Below are 24,987 nucleotides of genomic sequence, written 5' to 3' on the forward strand. Positions count from 1 at the left end.
TGGCTGTGAAGCGAAATTGCCCCATCACGCTCTCCCATCGGCGCGGGCGCGCATGGGGCCGCCCGTGAAGGGCGCAAAGCCCGTGCCCATGATCACCCCCACATCGGCAAGGTCGGCATTGGCGACCACGCCCTCGGCAACAACGATCTCGGTCATGTCGACCAGAGGCTGGACCAGCTCCTTGCCCAGGGCCGCGAGATCGGCGTGCTCGGGAGGATCGCCCTTGATCGCCTTGCCCTTCTCCCATTTGTAAAAACCCTCGCCGGTCTTGCGGCCGAGCTTTCCGGCCTCGATCAGCCGGGCAAACTTGCTGCCCTCGGGCACGGCATGGCCCAGTTCGGTGGCCACGGATTTTCCGACATCGAGCCCGACGGTATCCATCAGCTCGATCGGCCCCATGGGCATGCCGAACGCCACCGCCGCAGCATCGAGCAATTCCTTGCTCTCGCCGCGCTCGACCCGCTCCACCGCGCCCAGCATGTAGGGCATGAGCACGCGGTTGACGAGGAAGCCCGGCGCGGACTTCACCACCACCGGCGACTTGCCGATGGCCAGCGCAAAGCTTGCGCCACGGGCAATGGCCTCATCGGAATTGAAGGTCGAGCGGATCACTTCCACCAGCGGCAGCTGCGCCACCGGGTTGAAGAAATGCAGCCCAATGAGGCGACCCGGCTCCTGCAGCGCCTCGGCGATGCGTTCGAGCTCGATGGACGAGGTATTGGTCGCAATGATCGCGCCGGGCTTCATCTTGCCCTCGACGCCCTTGAAGATCGATTGCTTGACCTCGAGCTTTTCGACCACTGCCTCGATGATCACATCGGCCCGGGCAACGCCATGGCCCTGCGGGTCGGCGGTGAGGCGCAGCATGGCGGTGTCGACTTCGCGCTTTTTCCTGTAGCGCTTCTGGAAGAGTTTCTTGGCCCGATCGAGCGCTGGCTGGATGCGCGCCATGTCGAGATCCTGGAGCGTCACGCTCATGCCGCGATAGGCGCACCAGGCCGCAATATCGCCGCCCATGACGCCCGCCCCGATGACATGGACCCGCGAAAATTTCGCGCCCTTCTGCCCCTGCTTCTTGAGCCCTTCGGAGAGGAAGAACACGCGCCGCAGATTGGCAGCCGTGGGCGAGCCCATCAGCGGCACGAAGGCGTCGATCTCACCCCGCATCATCGCCTTCCAGTCGTCACCGTGCTTTTCGAACAGCTCGATCAGCGCATAGGGCGCCGGGTAGTGCTGACGCTTGACCTTCTTGCCGACCTCGGCGCGCATCTTGTTGGCGACATAGTCGCGCAAAAGCGGCTTGGCCATGACGGCCTTGAGGAATGGCGCGGGCGCCGATTTCTTGTGCGCGAGCACGGCCTTGCGGCCTTCCCAGCGCAGCATGTCGCGATGCCGGACGAGCTTGTCGACAAGGTTCATGCCCCGCGCCGCCCCGGCCCGCAGCATTTTGCCGGTCAGCATGATCTGCATGGCATCGACCGGCCCGGCCTGGCGGATCGACCGTCCAGTGCCGCCAAAGCCGGGGAAAATGCCGAGATTGACTTCGGGGAAGCCGATGCGGGTTTTGTCGTCATTGACGGCGATGCGGTAGTGGCAGGCGAGCGCCAGCTCGAGCCCGCCACCGAGGCAGAAGCCGTGAATGCCGGCGACGAAGGGGATCTTCAAATTCTCGATGCGCGTGAACAGCGCATGGGTCCGGCGCAGCGCCTCGGGCAGCACCGAAAAATCGCTCATGGCGTCAAATTCGCTGATATCGGCCCCGGCAATAAAGCCGCTATCCTTGCCCGACAGCAGCACCACGCCGACCAGCTCGCCGGAATTGGCCAGGTCCTCGAAGCGCGCCACCAGCGTTTCGAGCTCCATGATCGCCTCGCGGCTCAGCGTATTGACCGGCCCGGGCGAGTTGATGGTCAGCCAGCCGATCTTTTCGAGATCGGTATGGAAGCTCCAGTTTTTCGTATCGGTTGCCTGTGGGGCGATCATCTTGGCTCCTCATTCCCCTTTGGGAACAGTGGAGAGGTCAGAAGATCCCGCCTCCCCACCGGGTCATTCCCGCGAAGGCGGGAACCCCTGTTTTCTTTAACGGAGGTTCCCGCCTTCGCGGGAATGACTCCGAGTTTGGACTGTATTACTCCGCCGCAACGCGCGGGGGAGTCTCCTTGAGCACATCCTTGTCGAAATCGTCGACCTTGACCACGCGTTCCGTCGCTTCATCTGCCGCCCGCATGATGCCGGCTTCGTTGTCGTTGAGGACGCCTGCCGCCACCGCATCGGCAATGGCGTCGCGGTCGAGCCGCCGCTCGATGACGCCCTTGCGTGCCGCGCGGATGAATTTGGCTTCGATTTCCTCGGCCTCGGTCACCTTGACGAATGCGTCTTCGAGAACGCCGGTCACGTCATCGGGGTCATTGGAGATATAGACGCCCGTCGTCAGGCGATCGCGGAAGGCGCCAGGGACCAGAACCGACCGCACGAAGCGATAATTGATATTGTCCGAAGCGCGCTTGGCGTGGCGCCCAAGCGGGAAACAGAGGATGCGCATGGCCCATGCAAAGACAGGATTGGGGAAATTGTCGAAAATCTCGCCAAAGATCTTTTCCATCGACGCGATGCGATCCTGCATGATCGCGTCGACCAATTCCTTGTCCTCGGCCAGGCGGCCTTCCTCGTCGAAGCGCTTGAGGGTGGCGGACATCATATAGAGGTCGCCCAGGAGATCGGCCATGCGGCCCGAAATCTTCTGCTTGCTCTTGAGCGCGCCGCCCAGCACCACGGTGGTCCAATCAGCGGTGAGGGCAAAGGCCTGCGAATAGCGGTGGAGCTTGCGATACCAGCCGGCCATCGGCCCGTCATTGGGCGCCGAGGCGAAAGCGCCATTGGTCAGCCCGTGGAGGAAACTGGCCACGATATTGCGCAGCATGAATTTGGTGTGGCCGCCAAAGGCCCTGTCGAAATCATCGAGCCCGGCCTTGCGATCCTTGTTCTGGGCCGCCTGCACTTCCTTGAGAAGGTAAGGATGAGCGCGCAGCACGCCCTGGGCAAAGGTCATCAGCGTGCGGGTGAGGATATTGGCGCCTTCCACCGTGATGGCCACGGGCAGGGCCTGATAGGCGCCGAAGAGGTAATTGCCCGGCCCATCCTGGATGGCGCGGCCGCCATGGATATCGAAGGCATCGTCCATGCTGTCGCGCATGGCTTCGGTGGTGGTGTATTTGAGCAGGCCCGCAATCACGGCGGGGCGCTGGCCTTCATCGACCATGGAGGCGGTGAGCCGGCGCGCCGCTTCGAAGCTGTAGGCGCGCTTGACCATTTCGCCCAGCGGCTCGGCGACGCCTTCCATCAGCCCGACCGGAATGCCGAACTGACGGCGCACGCGGGCATAGGCGGAAGTGGTGCGCAGCGTCTGCTTGATCGAGGTCGTGCCGATGGCGGGCAGGGAAATGGCCCGGCCGGTCGAGAGGCACTCCATCAGCATGCGCCACCCCTGGCCGGCATATTCGGTGCCGCCGATCAGGAAATCCATCGGGATGAACACATCCCGCCCCCGCACCGGTCCATTCATGAACGCCTGGCGGGCCGGGAAGTGGCGGCGGCCGATTTCCATGCCGGGATGGTCATGCGGCACCAGCGCCAGGGTAATGCCGATGGTCTCGCCCCGGCCGAGATGGTTTTCCGGATCCTTGAGGATGAAGGCAAGGCCCACCAGCGTGGCGATGGGCGCCAGCGTGATGTAGCGCTTGTCAAAGGAGAGGCGAACGCCCAGCACTTCCTGGCCGTTATAGATCCCCTTGGTGACGGTGCCGTAGTCGCGCATGCCGCCGGCATCGGAGCCGGAATGGACGCCTGTCAGCGCAAAGCAGGGCACTTCCTGGCCGATGGCGAGGCGATGGAGATATTTGTCCTTCTGCGCCGGGGTGCCGTATTTTTCCAGCAGTTCGCCGGGCCCGAGCGAGTTGGGCACCATGACGGTGATGCCGGCGGCCACCGACCGGCTGGCGATCTTGGAGACGATCATCGACTGCGCCTGGGCCGAAAAGCCAAGGCCACCATGGTCCTTGGCAATCAGCATGCCGAGGAAACCCTTGTCCTTGAAAAACTGCCAGAGCTCGGGGGAGAGATCGGCGCGATTGTGACGAATGTCCCAATCATCCATCATGCGGCAGGCGGTTTCGGTGGGGCCGTTGAGAAAAGCCTCTTCGTCGGGGGTGAGCGTCAGCGGACGGATCGCGGTGAGCTTGGTCCAGTCCGGGCGACCCGAAAAGAGTTCGGCATCCCAGCCGACGGTGCCGGCATCGAGCGCTTCCTGTTCGGTGCGGCTGACCTTGGGCAGGATGGATTTGACCGCGCCATAGACCGGGGTCGTCAGCACGGCCTTGCGCAAGGGCGCAATGCTCAGCAGCAGCAGGATGGCGCCAAAGGCCAGCAGTACCCAGCTGCCGAAACCGAGCCCGTAGACCGCGCCGGCCGCGGTGAAATCCAGCCCCGAAACGATGCCGATGACGATTGCTGCGAGGCCCCATTGCCAGAGCGCGGCCTCGCGCACGGCCAGGAAAGCAAAAACCACCAGACTGATCGCAAATAGTATCAGCGTCACTGCACTGTCCTCCTCGGACGAGGCTGCCCCAAACGGCATCGCCCGCCATGCCAATTCGACCGACGCCCCCGATTGTGCGTCCGTTCTGCCGGGATGAAGGCGCCAAAAGGCACCCCATCCGGGCGTTTGCCAATAATGTAGCGCACTTTACGTAAACGTCAACCAAACGCCCTATGCGTTCAATCCTGCATTTTCACCGTCGCAGCCTCCCCGTCGACGATCAAAAGTCCCCCGCGCCCAGATCGTTGCACGTTCGCAAGTCCGGGCAATTGTTTGACGCTAACGTAAAGCCGTGGAATAATTCTTACCGCTGCCGAGGGCATCATCCCTACCGAACCCAAAGGGCGGATCAGCGGCGAGAGGAAGCGCGGCCGCCGTGAAGCGGGGCCAGGAGGAGGATTGCATGGACTTGACCAGCACTGCACAGGAGACATCGCGCCCGTGGATTGCGGCCTACCCGGAAGGGATTTCCTGGCAGGGCGAAATCGACGTGACGCCGGTGCACGAGCAGGTGCTGGCCGCATGCGCGAAAAACCCCTCCGCCGTGGCGCTCGACTTTCTCGGCGGCACCACCAGTTTCGGTGAACTGGCCAAGGCCATCACCGCCTTTGCCGGTGCGCTGCAGTCCAGATATGGGGTGACCAAGGGCACCCGCGTCGCCATCATGCTGCCGAACACACCCTTCTACCCCATCGCCTATTACGGGGTGCTGCGCGCGGGCGGCACGGTGGTCAACTGCAATCCGCTCTATACCGTTTCCGAGCTCAGCCACATCACCGCCAATGCTGGCGCCGACCTCATGGTGACCCTCGATCTCCAGCAGATCTTTGAAAAAGGCGAGGCCCTTCTCGATGCGGGCCACGTCAAATCGCTGGTCGTCTGCCATTTCCCCGACGCGCTGCCACTGGCCAAGAAAGTCCTCTTCTCGCTGTTCAAGCGTAGGGATCTGGCCAAGCCGCGACAGTCCCGCCACGCCGGCAATATCTCCTCTTTCGCCGAGTTGATCGAAGCGCGCCAGACGCCGAGCGCGGTGGTCATCGACACCCGCAACGACATTGCGGTCCAGCAATATACCGGCGGCACGACGGGCATTCCCAAGGGCGCGCTTTTGACCCACGCCAATATCGCGGCCAATATGAGCCAGATCGACGCCTGGGGTTGCGGGCTGTTCTACCCGCCCTCCAAGGTCGTGGCGGTGCTGCCCTTCTTCCACATCTTTGCCATGACCGTCTGCATGAACGTGCCGCTCTGCAACGGCACCCAGGTGGTGATGCTGCCACGCTTCGAGCTCAAGGCGCTGCTCGCCCTGTTGACGCGCACCCGCGCCAATGTGCTCCCCGCCGTGCCGACCCTGCTCAACGCCATCGCCCGCTCGGGCGCCACTGCCGAGCAATTGTCCAGCCTCGAAGTGGCGATTTCCGGCGGCGCCGCGCTGCCGGACGAGGTGCGCAACGCTTTTGCTAAGAAATCCAAGGCGCTGCTGGCGGAGGGCTATGGCCTCACCGAAGCCTCGCCGGTCGTCTGCTGCGCCGCGCTGCGCGTGCCCTCAAAGCCCATGTCCATCGGCCTGCCGCTGCCCGGCACCGATATCCGCTTCATCGAGGTCGATAGCGGCCAGCCTGTCGGCATCGGCGAGAACGGTGAATTGCAGGTCAAGGGGCCGCAGGTGATGAAGGGCTATCACGACAATCGGGAGGCCAGCGAAGAGGCTTTCATGGATGGATGGCTGCGCACGGGCGATGTCGGCCACATGGATGAGGACGGCTATGTCTTCCTCGTCGACCGCATCAAGGACCTCATCATCTGCTCGGGCTTCAACGTCTATCCGCGGGTCATCGAGGAAGCGCTGATGACCCATGAGGCGGTCGAGGAGACCAATGTCATCGGCGTCGATGACGAGTATCGCGGCGAAGCCCCGGTGGCCTATGTGAAGCTGCGCGAGGGCAAGTCGGTCTCGGAGGCCGATCTCAAGCACTTCCTTGCCGACAAGCTCAACAAGATTGAAATGCCCAGGCAAATCATCTTCAAGGACGCCTTGCCCAAGACCCTGATCGGAAAGCTGTCCAAGAAGGAGTTGCGGGAGGAATACGCCCAACAAAAGGCCGGAATGAAGTGAACCGCATCGACCCCGATAGCCCAGACCTCTATTCGATTGCCGACCTCGCCCGCGAGTTCGGCATTTCGACAAGGGCTATCCGCTTCTACGAATCCAAGGGCCTGCTCTCGCCCGAGCGGCTCGGCGCCACGCGCATATTTCGCCGCCGCGACCGGGCCCGGCTGATCCTCATCCTGCGCGGCAAGCGCCTCGGGTTTTCTTTACGAGAGATTTCCGACTATCTCGGACTTTACGACGCCGACCGCAACCAGCAGGTCACCATGCTGGCCGAAAAGGTCGATGAACGGCTCGAAATCCTCGAACAACAGCTCTCGGACCTGCAAACCACGATTGCCGAGCTCAAGGAAATCCGCAAACTGGCGATCCAACGAGTCGCTAGTTAAGAGTAGTGGTCCATGCCCGAGCTGTTCGCCGCGCTGACCGACGGGTCTGCCCACCCCAATAAATGGCCTGCCGCGCTTCTGGTCTGCAGCCAGACCGAGGCCCGCCGCAATGGGGCCGACTGGGCGCCGACCCACATCATCTCCATTTATGGTCCCACGAGCCGCTATCTCGGCCTGCCCGATTTCGACCAGAGCCGGCAGCTGCATGCGCGCTTCGAGGATACGCTCGATCCCGCCGATCCCGGTGCGCCGAGCATTGCCGACATTGACGCGATCATGGATTTCGTCGACGGCCTGCCCAAAGATGCGCGGCTGATGATCCATTGCCTCCAGGGCAGCACGCGCGGCGCCGCGGTGGCGCTGGGGATCCTTGCCCGCTATGTCTCCCCCGACAAGGCCGGCCAGACCATTTTCCGCGCCTGCGCCAATGCCGCGCCCAATCCTCTGCTCGTCGCCCTCTGGGACCGCGCCCTCGGCCTCGACGGCAAGCTCATCAAAGCCGGCCGCAAATTCCCCACCGCGGGGTTGCGGCGGGCCGTGGCTTAGTCGCCACCGCGGTGTCATCCCCGCGCAAGCGGGGACCTCTGTTCACCTGGCAGCTCAATAAACGGAGGTTCCCGCTTTCGCGGGAATGACAAGGGGATGGACCATCGTTCTGCCCTTCACCCCTTCGGTTTCCGCCCCGTCAGAAAATCCGGCTTTTTCGGCTTAACCCAGCCCTTGGGCGGCTGGCGGACGGGGATTTGGGTGCCCAGCCCCATGGCCCCCGGTGGCGGCTGGCCGACAAGCGGCTCCCCGTCCTCGCCCTGCCCTTCGCCCTTCACGCGCAAAATCTCGTTGCGCAGGGCCGCAGCCTTTTCGAAATCCATCGCCTCGGCGGCGTCTGCCATCTGCTTTTCGAGCGCCACCAGCCGCTCGTGATTGGTCCTGGCTGACATTTCTGTCTCCCCTAAGTCGCCGCGATGAAGACGGCCATATCGTCCAGCGTCGCCGCCTCCTGCGCCGGCTTGTCCCAGCGGATGCGGTTGATGCGCGGAAAGCGCAGCGCGACGCCGGATTTATGCCGCGGGCTTTCCTGCGCACTATCGAAAGCCACCTCGAACACCAGCTCTTTTTTCACCTCGCGCACCGGCCCGAAGGCGGCGGTGGTATTGGCGCGGATCCAGCGGTCGAGCTGTTTCAACTCCTCATCGGTGAAGCCGAAATAGGCCTTGCCGATCGGCACGATCTCATTGCCCTTCCAGACGCCAAATGTGTAGTCCGAATAATAGGAGCTGCGCTTGCCATGCCCGCGCTGGGCATACATCAGCACGGCATCGACCACATTGGGGTCGCGCTTCCATTTATACCAATTGCCCTTGGGCCGCCCCGGCACATAGGGGGCGCTTCTGAGCTTGATCATCACCCCTTCATGGCCGTGCTCGTCAGCGCCCTGCCGTCGCATCTCTCCAAGATGGTCCCAATCGCGGAACGGCAGCACTTCGGAGAGATCCAGCCGCGTTTGCGTATTGTTTTGGAACCACGCCTCCAGCCGCTGCCGCCGCTCGCTCCATGGCAGGGGGCGCACATCCTCCTCGCCATCGAAGAGCATGTCATAAACCCGCACAAAGGCCGGCAGCTCCTGCATCTGCTTGCCCGACGCCACCTTGCGGTTCAGCCGCTGCTGCAGATCATTGAAGCTTTTCGCATCAAAATCATGCCCTACAAGCAGCTCGCCATCGAGCACGGCACTGCCACTGACATTCTCAACAATATCGGGGAACGAGCCGCCGATATCATCGCCGGTGCGCGAAAACAGCGAGGCGCCGCCCGACCCCATCACCAGCTGCACGCGGATGCCGTCCCATTTCCACTCCACCGCGAAATCTTTCGGGTCGAGCTTTTCGAAATCCCTGTCCTCGATCGGATTGGAGAGCATGAGCGGGTGAAACCGCGCCGCATGGTCGATCTCGGGCCGCTCACCCCGGCCCTCCAGCCAGGCGAAGAGATCGGTATAGGGCACCTGCAAACCGTGCCAGACTTCCTCGATGGCCTGCAGCTCAATCCCGCTCATATCGGCTAGCGCGGTCTTCGCCAGCCTTGCCGATACGCCAATGCGCAGCGCCCCGGTCGCCAGTTTCACGAGGGCCCACCGCTCATGGATCGCCGCCCTTGTCAGAAGATCTGCGATCAGCCGTGGCAAGTCCGATTTGGCCGTCTGGTTGAGCTGATCGACGAGCTCGGCCAGTCCCGGCAGATCGGCGGGACCGTGATGGGGCCAGATCAGCGCGATGGTTTCCCCGAGATCGCCGACATAATCGTAGGAGAGCGCAAAGAGCGTTTCGTCCACTTCCGCCAGCACGATCTCCTTGAGCAGCGCCGGCTTGACGTTGCGAATGTCCATCTCCCCGGTCAGCACGGCGAGGGCAATCCCGCGATCCGGGTCCGGCACTTCGGCAAAATAGCGTTTAAGCGCCTCGAGCTTTCGCGTGCGCGAGGGCGTCAGCGCCAGCACTTCGAGAAGTTCGGCAAAGCGTTTCATTCGCCGCCCTCCCCGCCATCATCATCGAGCCCGGGCAGCGCCAGGGGTTCAGCCTCCAGCCCCTGCTTTTTGCACCAATAGACCAGCGCATCCTCCCGGCCATGGGTCACCCAAACGGTTTCCGCGCCGCTTTCGAGGATAGACTCGTTGAGTTCGCCCCAGTCGCAATGGTCCGAAATCACCAGCGGCAATTCCACCAGCGCCTGGCGCGCCCGTTGCTTGACGCTCATCCAGCCCGAGGCCTGGCAGACGACCGGATCGGGAAAGCGCCGGCTCCAGCGGTCGCGAATGGCCGAGGGCGGCGCAATGACGATCTGTCCGGCCATCGCTGCCTTGGGCATGCCGGTCGCCGGAATAAGCTCGCCGAGGTCGACGCCCAGCTCCTGGTAGAGCTCGCAGAGCCGGATCATGGCGCCATGCAGATAGATTGGTTGGTCCCAGCCGGCATCGCGCAGCAGCGCAATCACACGCTGCGCCTTGCCCAATGCATAACAACCGACGAGATGGGCCCGCTCGGGCTGGGCGGCGACCGATTTCAAAAGCCGCGCGATCTCGTCCTTTGGATCGGGGTGCTGGAACACCGGCAGCCCGAATGTGGCCTCGGTAATGAGCAGATCGCAGGGCACAGTCTCATAAGGCTGGGCCGTACGGTCGGGGCGGCGCTTATAGTCGCCCGTGACCACCACACGCTGCCCCTCGGCCTCAATCAGCACCTGCGCCGACCCCAAAATATGTCCGGCCGGAAAAAAGGTGATCGTCGTGCCGTCCATCGCAAGCGGCGTGTTGAACTCCAGCGCCTGGAACTGGCCGGCGCAATCCTCGCCATAGCGCACCTTCATGATCGCCACCGTGTCCGGCGTCGCCAGCACCGCGCCATGGCCGGAGCGGGCGTGGTCGGCATGGCCGTGGGTAATGATCGCGCGCGGTTTGGGCACGGATGGGTCGACCCAGGCATCGATGGAGGGGATATAGAGATCGCGATTGAGAACGGCCATAATCACCTCGCCCTGCCATTCAGCAACGGTTTTGCCGGCTTTAGAGTTGCCCCAACAGCATGACAGGAAGGAATGCCTCATGACGATCCCCACCACCACATTGCCCGATGGCACGCCCATGCCGGTCTTTGGCCTTGGCACCTGGATGATGGGCGAGCGCGGTGACAGACTCCGTCAGGAGGTCGACACCATCTGCGCCGGGCTTGATCAGGGCATTACCCTTATCGATACGGCCGAGATGTATGGCGATGGTGGCTCCGAGCGCATGGTGGGCGAAGCCATTGCCGGAAAGCGCGAGGGGCTGTTCCTTGTCTCAAAGGTCCTGCCGCACAATGCCAGCCGCGAGGGCACGATCCGCGCCTGCGAGAGAAGCCTGAAACACCTGGGCACCGACCGGCTCGATCTTTATCTCCTCCACTGGCGCGGGCGTTATCCACTCGCCGAGACGGTGGGAGCCTTCGAAACGCTCAAAGCCCAGGGCAAGATCGCGCGCTGGGGCGTCTCCAATTTCGACATCGAGGACATGGACGAATTGGCCGGCGTTTCCGACCAGTGCCAGGCCAATCAGGTGCTCTATAATTGCAGCCGTCGCGGGATCGAATTCGACCTCCTGCCGGATGCGCAGGACAAGGGCGTAGCGATCATGGCCTATTCCCCCATCGAACAGGGGCGTCTTGCCGGCCATAAGGCGATGGACGCCATCGCTCACCGCCACAATGCAAGCACGGCCCAGATCGCGCTTGCCTTCGTGCTCCGCCACAAGGGTGTCATCGCCATCCCCAAGACCTCCCGACCGGATCGGGTCGCCGAAAATCTTGCGGCGCTAGAGATCGAGCTCACCTCCGAAGATATGGCCGACATCGACCGTGCCTTTCCGCCGCCGCGCCGCAAGATCCCGCTTGAAATGATCTGAGCCGCCGTCCCCCCGCCCTTGCCTTGCCGGGCAGTCTCGGCCACACCAGACAAAACAGAAAAAACGGGAGCCGTTCATGCGCCGCACCAGCCATCCAGCCGGAACAGTCCACCGCATCATGGTCGACAGCGCGGTCCTCAAGTCCAATCGCCTCGGGGACCCGACAAACCGCATTGTCGATGTCTATGTCCCCCATGGCCATGATGGCTCCGGCCTGCCGCTGCTGGTCGATCTTGTCGGCTATACGGCCGGCGGCCCGGCCCATACGGCGTGGAAGAATTTTGGCGAGAATGTTCCCGAGCGCCTCGACCGGCTCATCGGCGACGGCAAGATGGCGCCGGTCGTCGTCGCCTTCCCCGATTGCTTCACCCGGCTCGGCGGCAATCAATATGTCGACAGCCCGGTCATGGGGAATTGGGAGAGTTTTCTCATTTCTGAAATGCTGCCCGCCGTCGAAACCCAGATCAAATGCGGCGGCACCGGCAAGCGCGGCGTCTTCGGCAAATCCTCGGGCGGGTTTGGCGCGCTTGTGCACGCCATGCGCCATCCGGACGTGTGGTCGGCTGCCGCCAGCCATTCGGGCGATGCGGGGTTTGATCTGCTCTATCTTGGTGACTTCCCCGACGTGCTGCGGGCCCTCGCCAAGAACGAGAGTTCCATCGAAGCCTGGATGAACGCCTTCGAGGCCAAGCCAAAACTCGACGGCAAGGATACGATGACGCTGATGTTCCTCGCCCAGGCGGCGAGCTTTGATCCCGACCCAGACCCGGCGAGCTATCTCGGGCTGCGCCTGCCGGTCACCACTGACACCTGCGAGATCATCCCCGAGCGCTGGGAAAACTGGCTCAAATGGGATCCGGCGCTGATGGTCGAAAAACACTTCGACGCCATCGGCAAGCTCAAAGCCTTCTATCTCGAATGCGGCACCGAGGATCAGTACGACATCCTTTATGGCACCCGCCGGATCCACCGCACGCTGGAAGCCAAGGGCATCGCCCACCGCTATGAAGAATTCCCCGACAACCATTCGGGGGTAGACTACCGTATGGATCTCAGCCTGCCCTATCTTGCAGACGCGCTGAGCCGCTGAGTTCGAACTGAATAGACCGGAGGAAGACTATGAAGACGCGGCGTTTGGGCAAGACCGGCTATGAAGTCAGCGAAATCGGCCTTGGCTGCTGGCAATTGGGCGGCGATTTCGGCCCGGTGGGCGATGAAGAGGCAGCTGCCATTCTCGAGGCGGCCAATGAAGCCGGCATTACGTTCTGGGACACGGCCGACGTCTATGGCGGCGGCCTCAGCGAAAGCCGCATCGGCGCGCACGCCAAGGGACCGAATGTAAAGGTCGCGACCAAGCTGGGGCGCTCCGGCACGCTCTTTCCCAATAAATATACGCGCGAGGGGGTTCGCGAGAGCCTTCTTGGCTCGGCGCGCCGCCTGGGGGTGGAAACGCTCGACCTTGCCCAGCTCCATTGCGTGCCCACCGAAGTGCTGCGCGACGGCGCGATCTTTGGCTGGATGGATGAGCTTAAGGCCGAGGGCCTCGTGCGCCATTGGGGCGCCAGCGTCGAAACCATCGAGGAGGGCATGATCTGCCTCGATCAGCCGGGCTGCGCCACGCTCCAGATCATCTTCAACATTTTTCGGCAGGACGCCGCGTCAAAACTCCTGCCCAAGGCAGCCGAGCGGGATGTCGGCATTATCGTCCGCCTGCCGCTGGCTTCGGGCCTGCTCAGCGGCAAATATGACAAGACCACCAATTTCGATCCGTCCGACCACCGGAGCTTTAATCGCGACGGGCAGGCCTTCTCGGTCGGCGAGACATTTTCGGGCATAAAGTTCGAACGCGGCATCGAGCTGGTCGGCGAATTGCGCGGCCTTGCCCCCGAGGGTGTGCCGCTCAGCCAGTTTGCCCTCAGGTGGATTCTCGATCACCCGCAGGTCTCGACCGTCATCGCCGGCGTATCCAAGCCCGAGCAGATTGCCGACAATGTCGCGGCCACCGAACGCAAGAACCTTTTCCCCGCTCTGATGAAGCAATTGGGCGAATGGTACGAGGAAAACGTCAAGCCCGAGATCCGCGGCGGGGTGTGACACCCAATTCTCACCAGCGCTGCGCTCGATGCTAACAGTCTGCTAACCAACTCGCCGCCCATGCGATGACGCCAGCTTGAGCGTGGACCACTGGAAGTGTCCGATAGCAGCGCCTACCTACTCCCAGACAACGACAACAAGACGAGCAGAATTTTCATGACACTCCACCCCGCCTTCGAGCTCGTGCGCGACGAAAAGATCAATGAGATCAATTCGCAAGCCCAGCTGTACCGGCACAGGAAAACCGGGGCGGAAGTGCTCAGCCTCGTCAATGACGACGAGAACAAGGTATTCGGCATAACCTTCAAGACCCCGCCCGAGGATTCCACCGGCATTGCCCATATCCTCGAGCACTCCGTCCTCTGCGGCAGCCGTAAGTACCCGGTAAAGAAGCCTTTTGTGGAATTGCTGAAGGGGTCGATGCACACCTTCCTCAACGCCATGACCTTCCCGGACAAGACCGCCTATCCGGTCGCCAGCGCCAACCTCAAAGACTTCTACAATCTCGTCGACGTCTATCTCGACGCGGTGTTTTTCCCGCTGCTGACCGAGGACACATTCGCCCAGGAAGGCTGGCATTACGAGCTCGAAAATCTCGACGCGCCATTGGTTTACAAGGGCGTGGTATTCAACGAGATGAAGGGCGTCTACTCCAATCCGGACTCGGTGATGCAGACCCTGGTGCAGCGCTCGCTCTATCCGGACACCATTTATGGCAATTCCTCGGGCGGCGATCCCAAGGACATCCCGGCCCTGAGCTATGAGCAGTTTAGGGCTTTCCACACCAAATACTACCACCCCTCCAACGCCCGCGTCGTCTTTGCCGGTGATGACGACGCCGCCAAGCGTCTGGAAATCCTCGACAATGTCTTCAGCCAGTTCGAAGCCGCACCGGTCGATGCCGACATCAAGCTGCAGCCGCGCTGGAATGCACCGCGCCAGATCAAGGGCACCTATGCCGGCACCATCGATGCTGAAAAGCGCCGCGACGGCATGGTCAGCGTCAACTGGATGATCGATCCGCCCTCGGGCCGCGAAGAAACCTTGAGCCACGGGCTTTTGAGCTATCTTCTGGCCGGCAATTCGGCCGCCCCGCTGCGCAAGAAACTCACCGAATCCGGCCTCGGCGAGGGCATGATCGGCGGCGGCATCTCCACCTGGCTGCGCCAGCCCTCCGCCGGTTTCGGGCTCAAGGGGATCGATCCGGCAGACGCCGAGAAGGTCGAAAAGCTGGTGCTCGACACCCTTGCAGAACTGGTAGAGACCGGCTTTTCGCCCGAGCAGCGCGAAGCGGCGATCAACACATTCGAATTTCACCTGCGCGAGCAGAACACCGGCAGCCAGCCGCGCGGCATGAGCTATATGTTCACCGCCCTTGGCTCCTGGCTCCATGGCGGCGATCCGCTCGGCCCGCTCTCCTTTGAAACGGCACTGGCCGCCCTCAAGGAAAAGGCCGGTCAGGGCCACTTTGAAGCCGAAATCCGCCGGCTGTTCCTCGAAAACACGCATCGCCTGACCACAGGGATTGAGGCCGATCCCGAGCAGGGCGCCCGCGATACCAAGGCGGAGGCAGACAAGCTGGCAGCGGTTCGCGCCGGCATGGACGACGCGGCGTTGAAGGACGCGATCGTCCAGACCGAGCGGCTGAAAGCACTTCAGGAAGAGGTCGACAAGCCCGAAGATCTGGCCAAGATCCCCACCCTGACGCTGGCCGATCTTGACCGCGAGATCCGCACTGTCCCAACCGAGGAAGGCGATATCGGCGGGGCACGGCTGATGTATCACGACCTGCCGACGCTCGGGATCGTCTATCTCGATCTCGGCTTTGACCTCCACGTCCTCGACAAGGAATTGCTGCCCTATCTGCCGCTGTTCGGCCGCGCCCTCCTCCAGACCGGCACCTCCAAGGAAGACTTCGTCAGCCTGACCCAGCGCATTGGCCGCTCAACGGGCGGCATCGCCCAGCATCGCTCGCTTGCCACTAAGCTCGACGGCAGCGGCACGGCAGCCTGGTTCTTCCTCTCCGGCAAGGCGGTGCCCGCCAAGGTCGGGGAAATGCTCGATATTATGGGCGACGTGCTGCTCGACGCGCGCCTCGACAATCGCGAGCGCTTCCGCCAGATGGCGCTCGAAGAAAAGGCGGGCTTTGAAGCGCGGGTCATCCCTTCCGGCAATTCGCTGGTCGACACGCGGCTGAAATCGGGCCTCACCGAGGCGGGCTGGATCGCCGAGCAATTGGGCGGCATCAGCTATCTCGAATTCCTGCGCTCGCTGGTCAAGCAGATCGACAGTGATTGGGCATCGGTCGAGGCGACGCTGCGGCAAATCCGCGATATCCTCGTCAACAAGAAGCGCATGGTGGTCAATGTCACCGCCGACGATGCGCTCTGGACCGAAATTCGTCCGGGCCTTGAGGCTTTTGTGTCGGGCCTTCCGGCGGCAGATCGCGCCGATGTCGACTGGAGCGTTTCCCTTCACCCCCATTGGGAAGGCCTCACCATCCCGGGCCAGGTCAATTATGTGGGCAAGGGCGCCAATCTCAAGGCGCTTGGACATGACCTCAGCGCCGCTTCCAGCGTGGTCCTGCGCTATCTCAACACCACCTACATGTGGGACAAGGTGCGCGTGCAGGGCGGCGCCTATGGCGGCTCCAGCCGGTTCGACCTGTCCTCCGGAAATTTCGCCTTCCTTTCCTATCGCGACCCCAATCTTCTGCGGACGCTGGATGTTTATGATGGCGCTGCGAAAGCCTTGCGGGCGGGGATCGGCGATACCGATCTCACACGCTCCGTCATCGGTGTCGTCGGCGATCTCGACCGCCCGGAATTCGTTGATTCCAAGGGTTATTCGGCCATGTGGCGGATCCTGACGGGAACGACGGACGCGATCCGCCAGCAGCGTCGCAACGAGATTCTCAACACCAGCCGCGCCGATTTTGCCGCACTGGCCGACGCGCTCGAAGCCGTCGCGGCAGAGGGACATGTCGTGGTGCTGGGTGGGGAGGCTGCGATTGTTGCGGCCAACGACCAGCGCCAGAGCAAGCTGAAAATCAGCAAGGTGCTCTGACGAAAGAAAGGCCCCTCTCGGCAGGGAGGGGCCCTTGCTTGTCGCGCTTCCGAACCGGAAAAGTGTTGTCCACTTTTCCTCGAAACGCCCTAATGCTACTCGAAATAGTCCGGAAAATCGGAAATGGTCTGGGTCAGCAGGAGCTCTGCCCGGGCCAGATGGGCCCGCATGGCGGCTTCGGCGGCGGCTGGATCCGCCCGGCTGATTGCCTCGGCAATCTGCTTGTGCTCGGCGATGGCGCGCTGGCTCGATGATGCGCCCAACGTCAGATACCGCACGCGATCGAGCTGCATCTTGTGGTCGTCGATCAGCTGCCAGGCATATTCTACCCCCGTCAGGCGGGCCAGGGTGCGGTGGAACAGCTCGTCGAGTAGGTGGAAGCGCCGGCTGTCACCGGCGGACGAAGCACTCTCCTGATCGGCGATGAGATCAGCCAGGATATTGGCAGCGTCCGGGCCTGGTTGCGCCGCGAGGCGGCGAATGATTTCGACCTCGATGCTCTCGCGGATGAAGCGCGACTGGCGGACGCCGTCGGGCGAGATCTTCTTGACCACGGTGGCGCGCTTGGGCCGGATGAGCAGCAGCCCTTGCTGGGCGAGCCGGATGAACGCCTCGCGAACGGGCTGACGCGACACGCCATAGCGCCCGGCAATATCGCTCTCGGAGATGATGTCGCCCGGTCGGAGCGCCATGGAGACGATATCATCGCGCAGCGCGGCGACGACCCGCATGGCCATGGTTTTTTCGCTGCTTTCAGGCGCGGTAAAGCTCATCGTCGCAACTCCTAGCCGGCGACCATGGGCCGGAACCAGACCCATGGCTCTAGTGCACTGCCGCCATCCACAGGATTCTCGGCGATGATAGACCCAGAATGGCTCAGAGCGTAATGCCGTGCTCAGCGAGCATCCGGGCGATCTCGATACGGGCGCCGTCCTGCGCGATCGACTGGTTCGCCGCGATCCCGGTCAGAATGGACCAGGCCCCCGCGACCTGATCGGATGCGCGGCCATATTGATCCTCCGGCATGCCATCGGGATTGAACAGATAGCCCAGCATGATGGGGTCTGCGCCACCATGGCTGCCCTTGCCGGTCCAGACATCGAGTTTTTGCGGCAGGCCGCCCGCCAGATGCAGCTCGGTGCTCATGGCCTCGACTTCCTCATCGCCACCCCGTTCGCGATGACCGCCGGCAAAGACGCCGTGCACCTCGATATGCTTGTGGGTCAGCTCACCCTTGGTGCCGTGGAATTTCACTTCCAGCCCTTCCCAGGGGGAATAAGCGACCAGCGTATAATTGAGCGAGGTGCCCGAGGCATAGCGCGCCTGGACCTGCATCGTGTCCTCGATGGTGATGTCTTCGGCGAAGACGCATTTGTCGCGCCAATAGCCGTCATCTTGCTCGGCGTCGAGATAGAGTTCCTTGAGCGGCTCGTCGGCCGCAAGGTCCATGCGGAAGGCGCATTTATCGGCCACTGGGCAGGTGTGGCAGCGTGGACCATGATTTTCGAGGCCCAGCTTTACCGCCATTTCCGGGGTGTAGAAATCGCGCTTTCCGGTTGCGGACACGGAGACCGGGGTCGAAGCGGCCCACCAGTTCAGCAGGTCGAAATGGTGGGTGGATTTGTGGACCAGGAGCCCGCCGGATTTTTCCTTGTAGCGGTGCCAGCGGCGGAAATAGTCGGCGCCATGCACGCGGTCGAGATACCAGCGGAAGTCGATGGCGGTAATGTCGCCAATGGTCCCGCTCATCAGGATTTCCTTGAGCTGGGTGCGAGCGGGCGAATAGCGATAATTGAAGGTCACCGTGACCTTCTTTCCCGTTTCGCGCTGGGCATCGAGAATTCGCTTGAGGCGCGTGAGATCGACCGTCATCGGCTTTTCGGTCATCACATTGCGACCGGCACGAAGCGAGCGGACGATATATTCGTCGTGGAGGTAATCGGGCGTGGTGACGATCACCGTATCCGGATCCTGCTCGGAAAGCATGCGATCGAAATCTTCGGCGAGGTAGGTGGCAATGCCGTTGCCGCCCCTATTGGGCACCTTGCTGGCGGAGAGGGCAAGCCGGCTCTGGTTGACGTCACACAGCGCGACGAGTTCGGCGGTATCAGCGTGGGTTTCTGCGACGGCGTGACGGAACATCTGGTGCCGCCCGCCGGTCCCGACGATTGCATATTTCATCTTGGGGTCTGTCGTCTTCGAACTATTGGGCCGAAGCGGCCGGTTGTATCTACCATACAAGATTGACGATCCGGACCGGGCTGTCAATCAGGCAGAGCCACCGCCGGCAAAGGACGACTGAAATGTTCGGTTAGGAGATCGAAGACCAGCCGTATCCGGCGGCTGGTGCGCAATTCGCGGTGGGTCGTCAGCCAGGTTGGGACCGGGACGCCCTCGAAGCCGGGCCAGGCGTCCTCCACCCCGGGTGTCTGGCTTGCCACGGCTTCCATGATTATGCCGAGGCCGAGACCCTGGCGCACCCAGCCCCACCCCACAAGGGCACTTCCGGTGGTGAGGGGAAAGTTGCGCTCGGTGACGGTGACGCCACGCCGCGCCAATTCCGTGATCATGATGTCGCTGCGCTCACTGACACCGATGAAATCGGCTCGAGAGAGGTCGTCTGCGCTTCTTGGGCGACCGACGCGGTCGAGATAGTCAGTGGCGCCGTATATCCGCGCCGAAGCGTCCGGACAGCGGCGGGCTATGAGTTCTTCCTGCTGGGGCGGAACATGGCGGATGGCAATGTCCGCCCTGCGGCGCAACAGATCTTCCACCTCGTTCGACGCCAGGATGTCGATGACGAGGTTGGGAGCGAGCTCGCGGACCTTTTTCAGGAATGGCGGCAGGACATGAACCGCATAGACGTCGCTGGTGGTGATCCGCACCACGCCTTCGACAGCCTGGGACTGCCCCGAGGCGATGAGCGCGATGCGATTGGCCGCTTCCCCCATGGCCTGGAGCGGGGCAATGATTTCCCTTCCCGCCTGGGTGAGAGCCAGCCTCCGCCCGACACGCTCGAACAGCGTCACGCCGAGCGTTGCCTCAAGCGCTGCAACCTGACGGCCGAGTGTCGGCTGGGTGAGGCCCAGTTGACGGGCGGCCGCGGACAATGAGCCCGCCTCCACAGTCGCCAGCAGGGCACGAACCTGGTTCCAGTCAAAGGGAGCGTTTTTTTCCATGCATATATGTATATCCTTTGTGCCTAAATCTGCAATTTTGTTGATGACACAGGGGGAGTAGATTTGCGGCCGATGAGAAGAGGAGCCAGACCATGGCCGCGAGTAATTTCTGGGACCGGACCGCTGACAAATACGCAGCGCAACCGATTGCCGATGAGGCGGCCTATCAGGTCAAGGTAGCGGAGACGCGCCGGCGCATGCGCCGCGACATGAATGTGCTGGAACTCGGCTGCGGCACCGGCTCGACCGCCCTCCTGCATGCGCCTTATGTCCAGCATATCCGCGCCATCGATTTTTCCCGGCGGATGATCGAAATCGCCCAGGGCAAGGCCGAGGGGGCGGGGATCAGCAATGTCAGCTTCGAACAGGGTGAGATCGAAGCGCTCGCTCTCGAAAGCAACAGCTTCGACATGGTGATGGCGATGTCGGTGCTTCATCTCCTGGAGGACAAGAACCAGGCGATCCGAACTGTCCACCGGGTGCTCAAGCCCGGCGGCTATTTCGTCTCGAGCACGGCCTGCGTCGCGGAAATGATCCCCCTTTTCGGCCTCGTCGCCCCGCTCGGCAAGCGGCTTGGCCTGTTGCCCCATGTCGATGTCATGCGGGCGCCTCAGCTGGTCGGCGCGCTGGAACAAGCCGGATTTGCGATCGAGCATCAGTGGCGCCCCAAACGCATGGCGGCCCTTTTTGTCATTGCCCGCAAGCGAGCCGATTAGACGCTCACCTGGCTTTGCCCAACAAGCTCGAGAGGATTTTCCGAATCGGCCTCAGTCTGTGCTAGACAGCTCCCATCAGTTGAGCCGCGCCGGGATTTTGTCCCCTTACTGGCCTTGCGCGGCAGGAGTTGTGATGCAGGTAGCGATCGACATGGGCGAGAGCCGGGGGGCCGGCGCCGCCCACATGGACCTCGAAGAATTGTTGGCGACGCGCCTTCTGGTGCAGGGTAATTCCGGCTCCGGCAAATCGCATTTGCTGCGTCGGCTGCTGGAGCAGTCCGCCCCTTGGGTGCAGCAATGCGTCATCGACCCGGAAGGCGATTTTGTCACCCTTGCCGACAAGTTCGGTCATCTGGTGGTCGATGCGACACGAACCGAAGCCGAATTGACCCGGATCGCGGCACGCGTGCGCCAGCACCGCGTGTCCGTGGTGGTCAATCTCGAAGGGCTCGACGCCGAGCAGCAGATGCGTGCAGCAGCCGCCTTCCTCGGTGGCATGTTCGACGCTGACCGCGACTATTGGTATCCCGTGCTCGTGGTGGTGGACGAGGCCCAGCTCTTTGCCCCAGCCGTTGCCGGCGAAGTCTCCGACGAAGCCCGCAAAGCCTCGCTGGGGGCCATGACCAACCTTATGTGCCGCGGGCGAAAGCGCGGTCTTGCCGGTGTCATCGCCACGCAGCGGCTTGCCAAGCTCGCCAAGAACGTCGCGGCCGAGGCGTCCAATTTCCTCATGGGCCGCACCTTCCTTGATATCGACATGGCCCGCGCCGCCGATCTGCTGGGCATGGACCGCCGTCAGGCCGAGCAATTCCGCGATCTGGCGCGTGGCCATTTCGTCGCCCTGGGCCCGGCGATTTCTCGCCGACCCCTGCCCATAGTGATCGGCAATGTGGAAACTGCGCCCCGCTCGACCAGCCCAAAGCTGACCCCGCTCCCCGAAGCGCCAGAAGACGCTGCCGATCTCATTTTCACCATGGACCCCGAAGAACTGGCGCGACCCGTCGTGCGGCGCCCGGCGCCGCCTCCGCCGCCATCGACCAATGAGCTTCTGGCCCAGGTCGCCCGCGCGCGCGCCGAGCGAGAGCCGGAAGCACCGGCAACGCTGTTCCCCGAAATCGACGAAGCCGAGCGGGAGGCCATGATCAAGGCCGTCATGATCGAGCTGATGAGCGACCCCGACGCCGGCTTCCGTACGACCGCCCAGCTCTATCAGGATTTTCTGGTGCGCTGTCGCATTCGCCGCGTGCCCGGGGAGCCGCCCGCCCTGCCCGCCTTCAAGCGCCTCCTCGCCATTGCGCGCGTCGCGCCGGACGAAGAAGTGGCGGCCTCGGACGGCTGGCAGCAGGCGCTGAGCCTTTCTGAAACGCTCACCGACGACGTGCAGGGGGTTTTCCTGGTCGTGGCTCAAGCCGCGCTAACGGGGCAGGCTTGCCCGTCGGACGCGACGATTGCCCGTCTCTATGGCACCCACTCGGCCAGCCGCGCGCGGCGTCTGCTGACCTGGTTCGAAGAGCGTGGGCTGACCGTCATCCGCACCGATTTTCGCGGGCTGCGCATTGCCGCATTCCCCGATCTCGGTGCCGAAACAGCGCCGGGAGATCCGAACGGGCCCGATGTGCTCGTCGAAGACCGTGGCGCGGCCGAGTAGGCGATAGAATAAGAAAAGGGCGGCTGGTGGCCGCCCTTCGTGTTTTCAGTTGGCGTTCGCCCGATAGGCTACCGAGGCACGATAGAGCGCCACCAGCCGATCCACCTTGGCTTCCTCGATGATGGTCACCATCGGCGTGCCCAGCCGCCCCGACGGATCCACAATTGTCATGCCGCGGGTGATCCCCGGCGCCAGAGACACCCCGATCGACGCGCGAATGGTCTTGGTCACCAGCTCCGGCTCGATGACGGCGGCAATCGCCAGCGGATCGACGAAGCGGAAATGATCCTCGCCGCCATAGCCGACGGTGGTGCGACGGGCATGCTCGACGAGGGCGGCCGAAAACTGCTTTTCCGGGCTCTCCGGGATTTCAGCCAGGAGCGCGTCAACTTCCGCACCAGTCATGAAATGCGTCACGCAGGGCTCCCAGGGCGCCACCAGCGTTTCGATTTCGGCTCCGAAGACGATCGAAGCGGCCTCTGGATCGGCATAGATATTGAATTCTGCCGCCGGGGTCGTGTTGCCACGACCGTAGACTGTCGCGCCCATGATGGTGAGTTGGCCGATACCATCCACGATGTCCGGCGCGATGCGCAGGGCGAGTGCCAGATTGGTCAGCGGCCCGATCATCAGAATGTCGATCTTTTCGCCTGCAGTGGCGGCAGCGCGGAACGACGAAACGAGAAAGCCAACGCCATCCTTACCGGCAACGTCCGGCAGGTTCGCCGGCCGCGGAGCACCGCCCAGGCCGTCGTCACCGTGAATGTACTTCGCGTCGATGACCGGCTGGGTCAGCGGCCGCTCGGCGCCCTTGTGCACCGGCACATCGCCCTTTCCGGCAATGGCCAGCACGGTGAGGATGTTTCGCGTAGCGGCGTCGAGCCCGACATTGCCGAAAACAGTGGTGATGTAGTCCGGCGTCCTGTCATTGGCGATCATCATGAGCAGCGCCTGGGCGTCGTCAACGCCGCCGTCGGTATCGAGGATAAGTTTGCGTACCATTGTGTCGTCCCATTCGAGCCGCTTTGGCGCGGCTTTTGGAAATTGAAGTGGAGTGGCGCGTTTGAAGGGTCGCCCGGCCCTGAACATGCCTTGGCAATAAACGAGCGGCGCGTGCCTGTCAGCCCCGCAAGGGCCAAAAGGTCGCGCCCGATTGCCGGAGGGTGTCTGCCCATGGCACAGAACACCTTTCTATCTCCATCTGCCATTTGGACCAGCCCGTGACCCCTACGCTCCCCGACGACCTCATCATCAATGCCCGGGACGAAGTGGCCATCCGCAAGCATCTGGCGCTTGTCGCACTGGGCAAGCGCCCCGCCGACCGCGCCGTCCGGATCGGTCGCCTGCTCGACGTCTATGGCCGCAATTGGCACGAGGATCAGGAAGTCGTCATTTCCGGTCGCCGTATCGCCTGGGTAGGCCCTGCAGGCGCCTATCCCGGCGAGGTGAAGGAACGAGTGGACAGGCGGCATCTCAGCGCCGTCCCTGGTTTCGGCGAGGTCCATAAACACATCGAATCCAGTCATCTGACGCCTGAGTGGGAGGCGGCGCTGGTCCTCCCCCATGGCTGCACCTGGACCTGCGAGGCCAGCCACGAATTCTCCAACGTCAACGGTCCAAAGAACCTTGAGTTCTGGCTGACGGCGCGCAAGGCCGGGTCCCCGGCCAAGATTTTTCCGCTCCCCGGTTCCGCCGTGCCTCCGACCGCCTATGAATGGGGCGGCGGCCATTTTGGCTTTGACGAGCAGCAGGGTTTCTTGCGCGACGAACTCTCGGTCGCCGGGCTCGACGAGGTCATGGATTGGCCGGCGGTCTGGAACCCCGCCAATCCTTCGCACGAACGTCTCTGGGGCATGATCGAGGCCACATTCGCCCAACGCGGCGTGGTGGAAGGCCATGCTGCCGGAATGCGCGACATCAACGACATCAACGCCTTTGCCGGCTCTGGCATGGCTTCGGACCATGAAGCCTGGACCACGGAGGAAGTCGCCGACAAGCTCAGGCGCGGTCTCTTCATGGAGCTGCGCCCCCATTCGCTGCGGGACATGATCAAGGGTCTGCTCGCCGCCGGGCAGCAGGACTGGTCGAACTTCGCCCTCTGCACCGACGATCGCAGCGCTTCGGACACGATGAAGCTCGGCGCCACCGACCACAATGTCCGCCTCGCCATGGAGGCCGGTCTGCCGCTCGAAATCGCCGTGCAGATGGTCACCATCAACCCGGCTCGCCATATGCGCTTAACGCCCTGGGTCGGCGCCATCGCGCCCGGGCGCTTCGCCGATCTGGTTCTGCTGGACGACGAAAAGACGCTCTCCATCGCCGAAGTCTGGGCTGATGGGCAGCAGGTTTCGTCGGGCAAGACCTACAGTGCCTCGGTTCCGAAGATCGACTGGCCCGAGTGGGCGCGACGGTCGGTCAATATCCAACGTACACTCGAGGCAAAGGATTTCGCAATTGCCGCACCAAGCGGTCGGGGCAATGTGAACGCTGCTCTCCTCCGCCCCTTCCATTGGCACGACGAATTCATCACCACCGAACTGCCCGTCGTCGACGGCCTGGTGCAGCGCGACAGCGACCGCAACATCACCAAGTTCGCCATCGTCGACCGCTTCTCGGGCGCGGCGAAAATCGCAAAAATGTTCTGGCTCGGAACAGGGCCTAAAACGGCCAACACGGCGCTCGCCTGCTCGATGGGTCACGACAAGCACAATATCTGGGTTGTCGGTTCGTCCGACGAGGCGATGGCGCTGGCCGTCAACACC

19 protein-coding genes (1 of these 19 only partly in view) are annotated in these 24,987 nt (G+C 62.9%); 10 read left to right on the top strand and 9 right to left on the bottom strand.

Annotated features, from left to right (window positions below; all coding sequences use genetic code 11):
* Positions 1-24 precede the first annotated feature (24 nt).
* Both N0P34_RS18600 and N0P34_RS18605 read right to left on the bottom strand, forming a co-directional pair.
* On the bottom strand, positions 25-1,983 hold the full coding sequence (locus N0P34_RS18600; protein ID WP_275604702.1) for a 3-hydroxyacyl-CoA dehydrogenase NAD-binding domain-containing protein: 1,959 nt from the start codon (positions 1,981-1,983) through the stop codon (positions 25-27).
* A gap of 145 nt (positions 1,984-2,128) precedes the next feature.
* Complete coding sequence (locus N0P34_RS18605) at positions 2,129-4,594, bottom strand: acyl-CoA dehydrogenase (protein ID WP_275604703.1); 2,466 nt, start codon at positions 4,592-4,594, stop codon at positions 2,129-2,131.
* A gap of 403 nt (positions 4,595-4,997) precedes the next feature.
* On the opposite strand from N0P34_RS18605, the gene N0P34_RS18610 reads away from it, so the two are divergent.
* From N0P34_RS18610 to N0P34_RS18620, 3 genes are read left to right on the top strand one after another with little or no spacing between them, the layout of a single operon-like run.
* Positions 4,998-6,710, top strand: a complete 1,713-nt coding sequence (locus N0P34_RS18610; protein ID WP_275604704.1) for a long-chain fatty acid--CoA ligase — start codon at positions 4,998-5,000, stop codon at positions 6,708-6,710.
* Positions 6,707-7,093 (top strand): MerR family DNA-binding protein, encoded by a 387-nt coding sequence (locus N0P34_RS18615; RefSeq protein WP_275604705.1) that lies wholly within the window; start codon positions 6,707-6,709, stop codon positions 7,091-7,093. Before N0P34_RS18610 ends, N0P34_RS18615 begins: the two co-directional genes overlap by 4 nt.
* Positions 7,094-7,105: 12 nt before the next feature.
* Entirely contained in the window at positions 7,106-7,639 is a 534-nt protein-coding gene (locus N0P34_RS18620; protein ID WP_275604706.1) for a phosphatase, read from the top strand.
* Positions 7,640-7,755: 116 nt separating this feature from the next.
* Here the strand turns inward: N0P34_RS18620 and N0P34_RS18625 are convergent, their stop codons facing one another.
* Genes N0P34_RS18625 through N0P34_RS18635 form a run of 3 tightly spaced genes read right to left on the bottom strand, consistent with a single transcriptional unit; the run spans position 7,756 to position 10,609 of the window.
* Complete coding sequence (locus tag N0P34_RS18625; protein WP_275604707.1) at positions 7,756-8,031, bottom strand: UvrB/UvrC motif-containing protein; 276 nt, start codon at positions 8,029-8,031, stop codon at positions 7,756-7,758.
* Between the two features lie 11 nt (positions 8,032-8,042).
* Complete coding sequence (locus N0P34_RS18630) at positions 8,043-9,614, bottom strand: cisplatin damage response ATP-dependent DNA ligase (RefSeq protein ID WP_275604708.1); 1,572 nt, start codon at positions 9,612-9,614, stop codon at positions 8,043-8,045.
* Positions 9,611-10,609, bottom strand: coding sequence for a ligase-associated DNA damage response exonuclease (locus tag N0P34_RS18635; RefSeq protein WP_275604709.1), 999 nt, complete (start codon positions 10,607-10,609; stop codon positions 9,611-9,613). The genes N0P34_RS18630 and N0P34_RS18635 overlap by 4 nt, the downstream gene beginning before the upstream one ends.
* A 79-nt stretch (positions 10,610-10,688) precedes the next feature.
* Here N0P34_RS18635 and N0P34_RS18640 point away from each other — a divergent pair, with 79 nt between their 5' ends.
* From N0P34_RS18640 to N0P34_RS18655, 4 genes are all read left to right on the top strand, one after another.
* The gene (locus N0P34_RS18640) at positions 10,689-11,522 is read left to right on the top strand and encodes an aldo/keto reductase (RefSeq protein ID WP_275604710.1); all 834 of its coding nucleotides are present in this window, start codon (positions 10,689-10,691) and stop codon (positions 11,520-11,522) included.
* Between the two features lie 76 nt (positions 11,523-11,598).
* A complete protein-coding gene (locus N0P34_RS18645) occupies positions 11,599-12,612 on the top strand; it encodes an alpha/beta hydrolase-fold protein (protein WP_275604711.1) in 1,014 nt (337 codons plus the stop codon).
* Positions 12,613-12,641: 29 nt separating this feature from the next.
* Complete coding sequence (locus N0P34_RS18650) at positions 12,642-13,616, top strand: aldo/keto reductase (protein ID WP_275604712.1); 975 nt, start codon at positions 12,642-12,644, stop codon at positions 13,614-13,616.
* Positions 13,617-13,772: 156 nt separating this feature from the next.
* A complete protein-coding gene (locus N0P34_RS18655) occupies positions 13,773-16,682 on the top strand; it encodes an insulinase family protein (protein WP_275604713.1) in 2,910 nt (969 codons plus the stop codon).
* A 95-nt stretch (positions 16,683-16,777) separates the two neighbouring features.
* Here the strand turns inward: N0P34_RS18655 and N0P34_RS18660 are convergent, their stop codons facing one another.
* The 3 genes from N0P34_RS18660 to N0P34_RS18670 form a co-directional block, all read right to left on the bottom strand.
* Positions 16,778-17,455, bottom strand: coding sequence for a GntR family transcriptional regulator (locus tag N0P34_RS18660; protein ID WP_275604714.1), 678 nt, complete (start codon positions 17,453-17,455; stop codon positions 16,778-16,780).
* A gap of 103 nt (positions 17,456-17,558) precedes the next feature.
* Entirely contained in the window at positions 17,559-18,863 is a 1,305-nt protein-coding gene (locus N0P34_RS18665; RefSeq protein WP_275604715.1) for a Gfo/Idh/MocA family oxidoreductase, read from the bottom strand.
* An 83-nt stretch (positions 18,864-18,946) separates the two neighbouring features.
* Positions 18,947-19,861 carry a LysR family transcriptional regulator gene (locus N0P34_RS18670; protein ID WP_275604716.1) on the bottom strand — a complete coding sequence of 305 codons (915 nt, stop codon included), beginning with the start codon at positions 19,859-19,861 and terminating at the stop codon, positions 18,947-18,949.
* Positions 19,862-19,953: 92 nt separating this feature from the next.
* Between N0P34_RS18670 and N0P34_RS18675 the strand changes: the two genes are divergently transcribed.
* A complete protein-coding gene (locus N0P34_RS18675; RefSeq protein ID WP_275604717.1) occupies positions 19,954-20,577 on the top strand; it encodes a class I SAM-dependent methyltransferase in 624 nt (207 codons plus the stop codon).
* 133 nt (positions 20,578-20,710) lie between these two features.
* Positions 20,711-22,225, top strand: a complete 1,515-nt coding sequence (locus tag N0P34_RS18680) for an ATP-binding protein (protein WP_275604718.1) — start codon at positions 20,711-20,713, stop codon at positions 22,223-22,225.
* A gap of 45 nt (positions 22,226-22,270) precedes the next feature.
* Here the strand turns inward: N0P34_RS18680 and N0P34_RS18685 are convergent, their stop codons facing one another.
* A complete protein-coding gene (locus N0P34_RS18685) occupies positions 22,271-23,227 on the bottom strand; it encodes a nucleoside hydrolase (protein ID WP_275604719.1) in 957 nt (318 codons plus the stop codon).
* A gap of 218 nt (positions 23,228-23,445) precedes the next feature.
* On the opposite strand from N0P34_RS18685, the gene N0P34_RS18690 reads away from it, so the two are divergent.
* On the top strand, positions 23,446-24,987 hold the 5' portion of the coding sequence (locus N0P34_RS18690; RefSeq protein ID WP_275604720.1) for an adenine deaminase C-terminal domain-containing protein. 327 nt of this gene lie beyond the right edge of the window; the window shows 1,542 of its 1,869 coding nt (coding positions 1-1,542); it begins with the start codon at positions 23,446-23,448; its stop codon lies beyond the right edge, outside the window.

Origin of the sequence: Devosia sp. FJ2-5-3, assembly GCF_029201545.1 — a bacterium.
Taxonomy (GTDB): domain Bacteria; phylum Pseudomonadota; class Alphaproteobacteria; order Rhizobiales; family Devosiaceae; genus Devosia.

Excerpts from the sequence above, each read along its gene's own strand:
- N0P34_RS18600 (WP_275604702.1), bottom strand. The coding sequence starts at position 1,983 with ATGATCGCCCCACAGGCAACCGATACGAAAAACTGGAGCTTCCATACC.
- N0P34_RS18610 (WP_275604704.1), top strand. The coding sequence starts at position 4,998 with ATGGACTTGACCAGCACTGCACAGGAGACATCGCGCCCGTGGATTGCG.
- N0P34_RS18620 (WP_275604706.1), top strand. The coding sequence starts at position 7,106 with ATGCCCGAGCTGTTCGCCGCGCTGACCGACGGGTCTGCCCACCCCAAT.
- N0P34_RS18625 (WP_275604707.1), bottom strand. The coding sequence starts at position 8,031 with ATGTCAGCCAGGACCAATCACGAGCGGCTGGTGGCGCTCGAAAAGCAG.
- N0P34_RS18630 (WP_275604708.1), bottom strand. The coding sequence starts at position 9,614 with ATGAAACGCTTTGCCGAACTTCTCGAAGTGCTGGCGCTGACGCCCTCG.
- N0P34_RS18635 (WP_275604709.1), bottom strand. The coding sequence starts at position 10,609 with ATGGCCGTTCTCAATCGCGATCTCTATATCCCCTCCATCGATGCCTGG.
- N0P34_RS18640 (WP_275604710.1), top strand. The coding sequence starts at position 10,689 with ATGACGATCCCCACCACCACATTGCCCGATGGCACGCCCATGCCGGTC.
- N0P34_RS18645 (WP_275604711.1), top strand. The coding sequence starts at position 11,599 with ATGCGCCGCACCAGCCATCCAGCCGGAACAGTCCACCGCATCATGGTC.
- N0P34_RS18650 (WP_275604712.1), top strand. The coding sequence starts at position 12,642 with ATGAAGACGCGGCGTTTGGGCAAGACCGGCTATGAAGTCAGCGAAATC.
- N0P34_RS18655 (WP_275604713.1), top strand. The coding sequence starts at position 13,773 with ATGACACTCCACCCCGCCTTCGAGCTCGTGCGCGACGAAAAGATCAAT.
- N0P34_RS18660 (WP_275604714.1), bottom strand. The coding sequence starts at position 17,455 with ATGAGCTTTACCGCGCCTGAAAGCAGCGAAAAAACCATGGCCATGCGG.
- N0P34_RS18665 (WP_275604715.1), bottom strand. The coding sequence starts at position 18,863 with ATGAAATATGCAATCGTCGGGACCGGCGGGCGGCACCAGATGTTCCGT.
- N0P34_RS18670 (WP_275604716.1), bottom strand. The coding sequence starts at position 19,861 with ATGGAAAAAAACGCTCCCTTTGACTGGAACCAGGTTCGTGCCCTGCTG.
- N0P34_RS18675 (WP_275604717.1), top strand. The coding sequence starts at position 19,954 with ATGGCCGCGAGTAATTTCTGGGACCGGACCGCTGACAAATACGCAGCG.
- N0P34_RS18680 (WP_275604718.1), top strand. The coding sequence starts at position 20,711 with ATGCAGGTAGCGATCGACATGGGCGAGAGCCGGGGGGCCGGCGCCGCC.
- N0P34_RS18685 (WP_275604719.1), bottom strand. The coding sequence starts at position 23,227 with ATGGTACGCAAACTTATCCTCGATACCGACGGCGGCGTTGACGACGCC.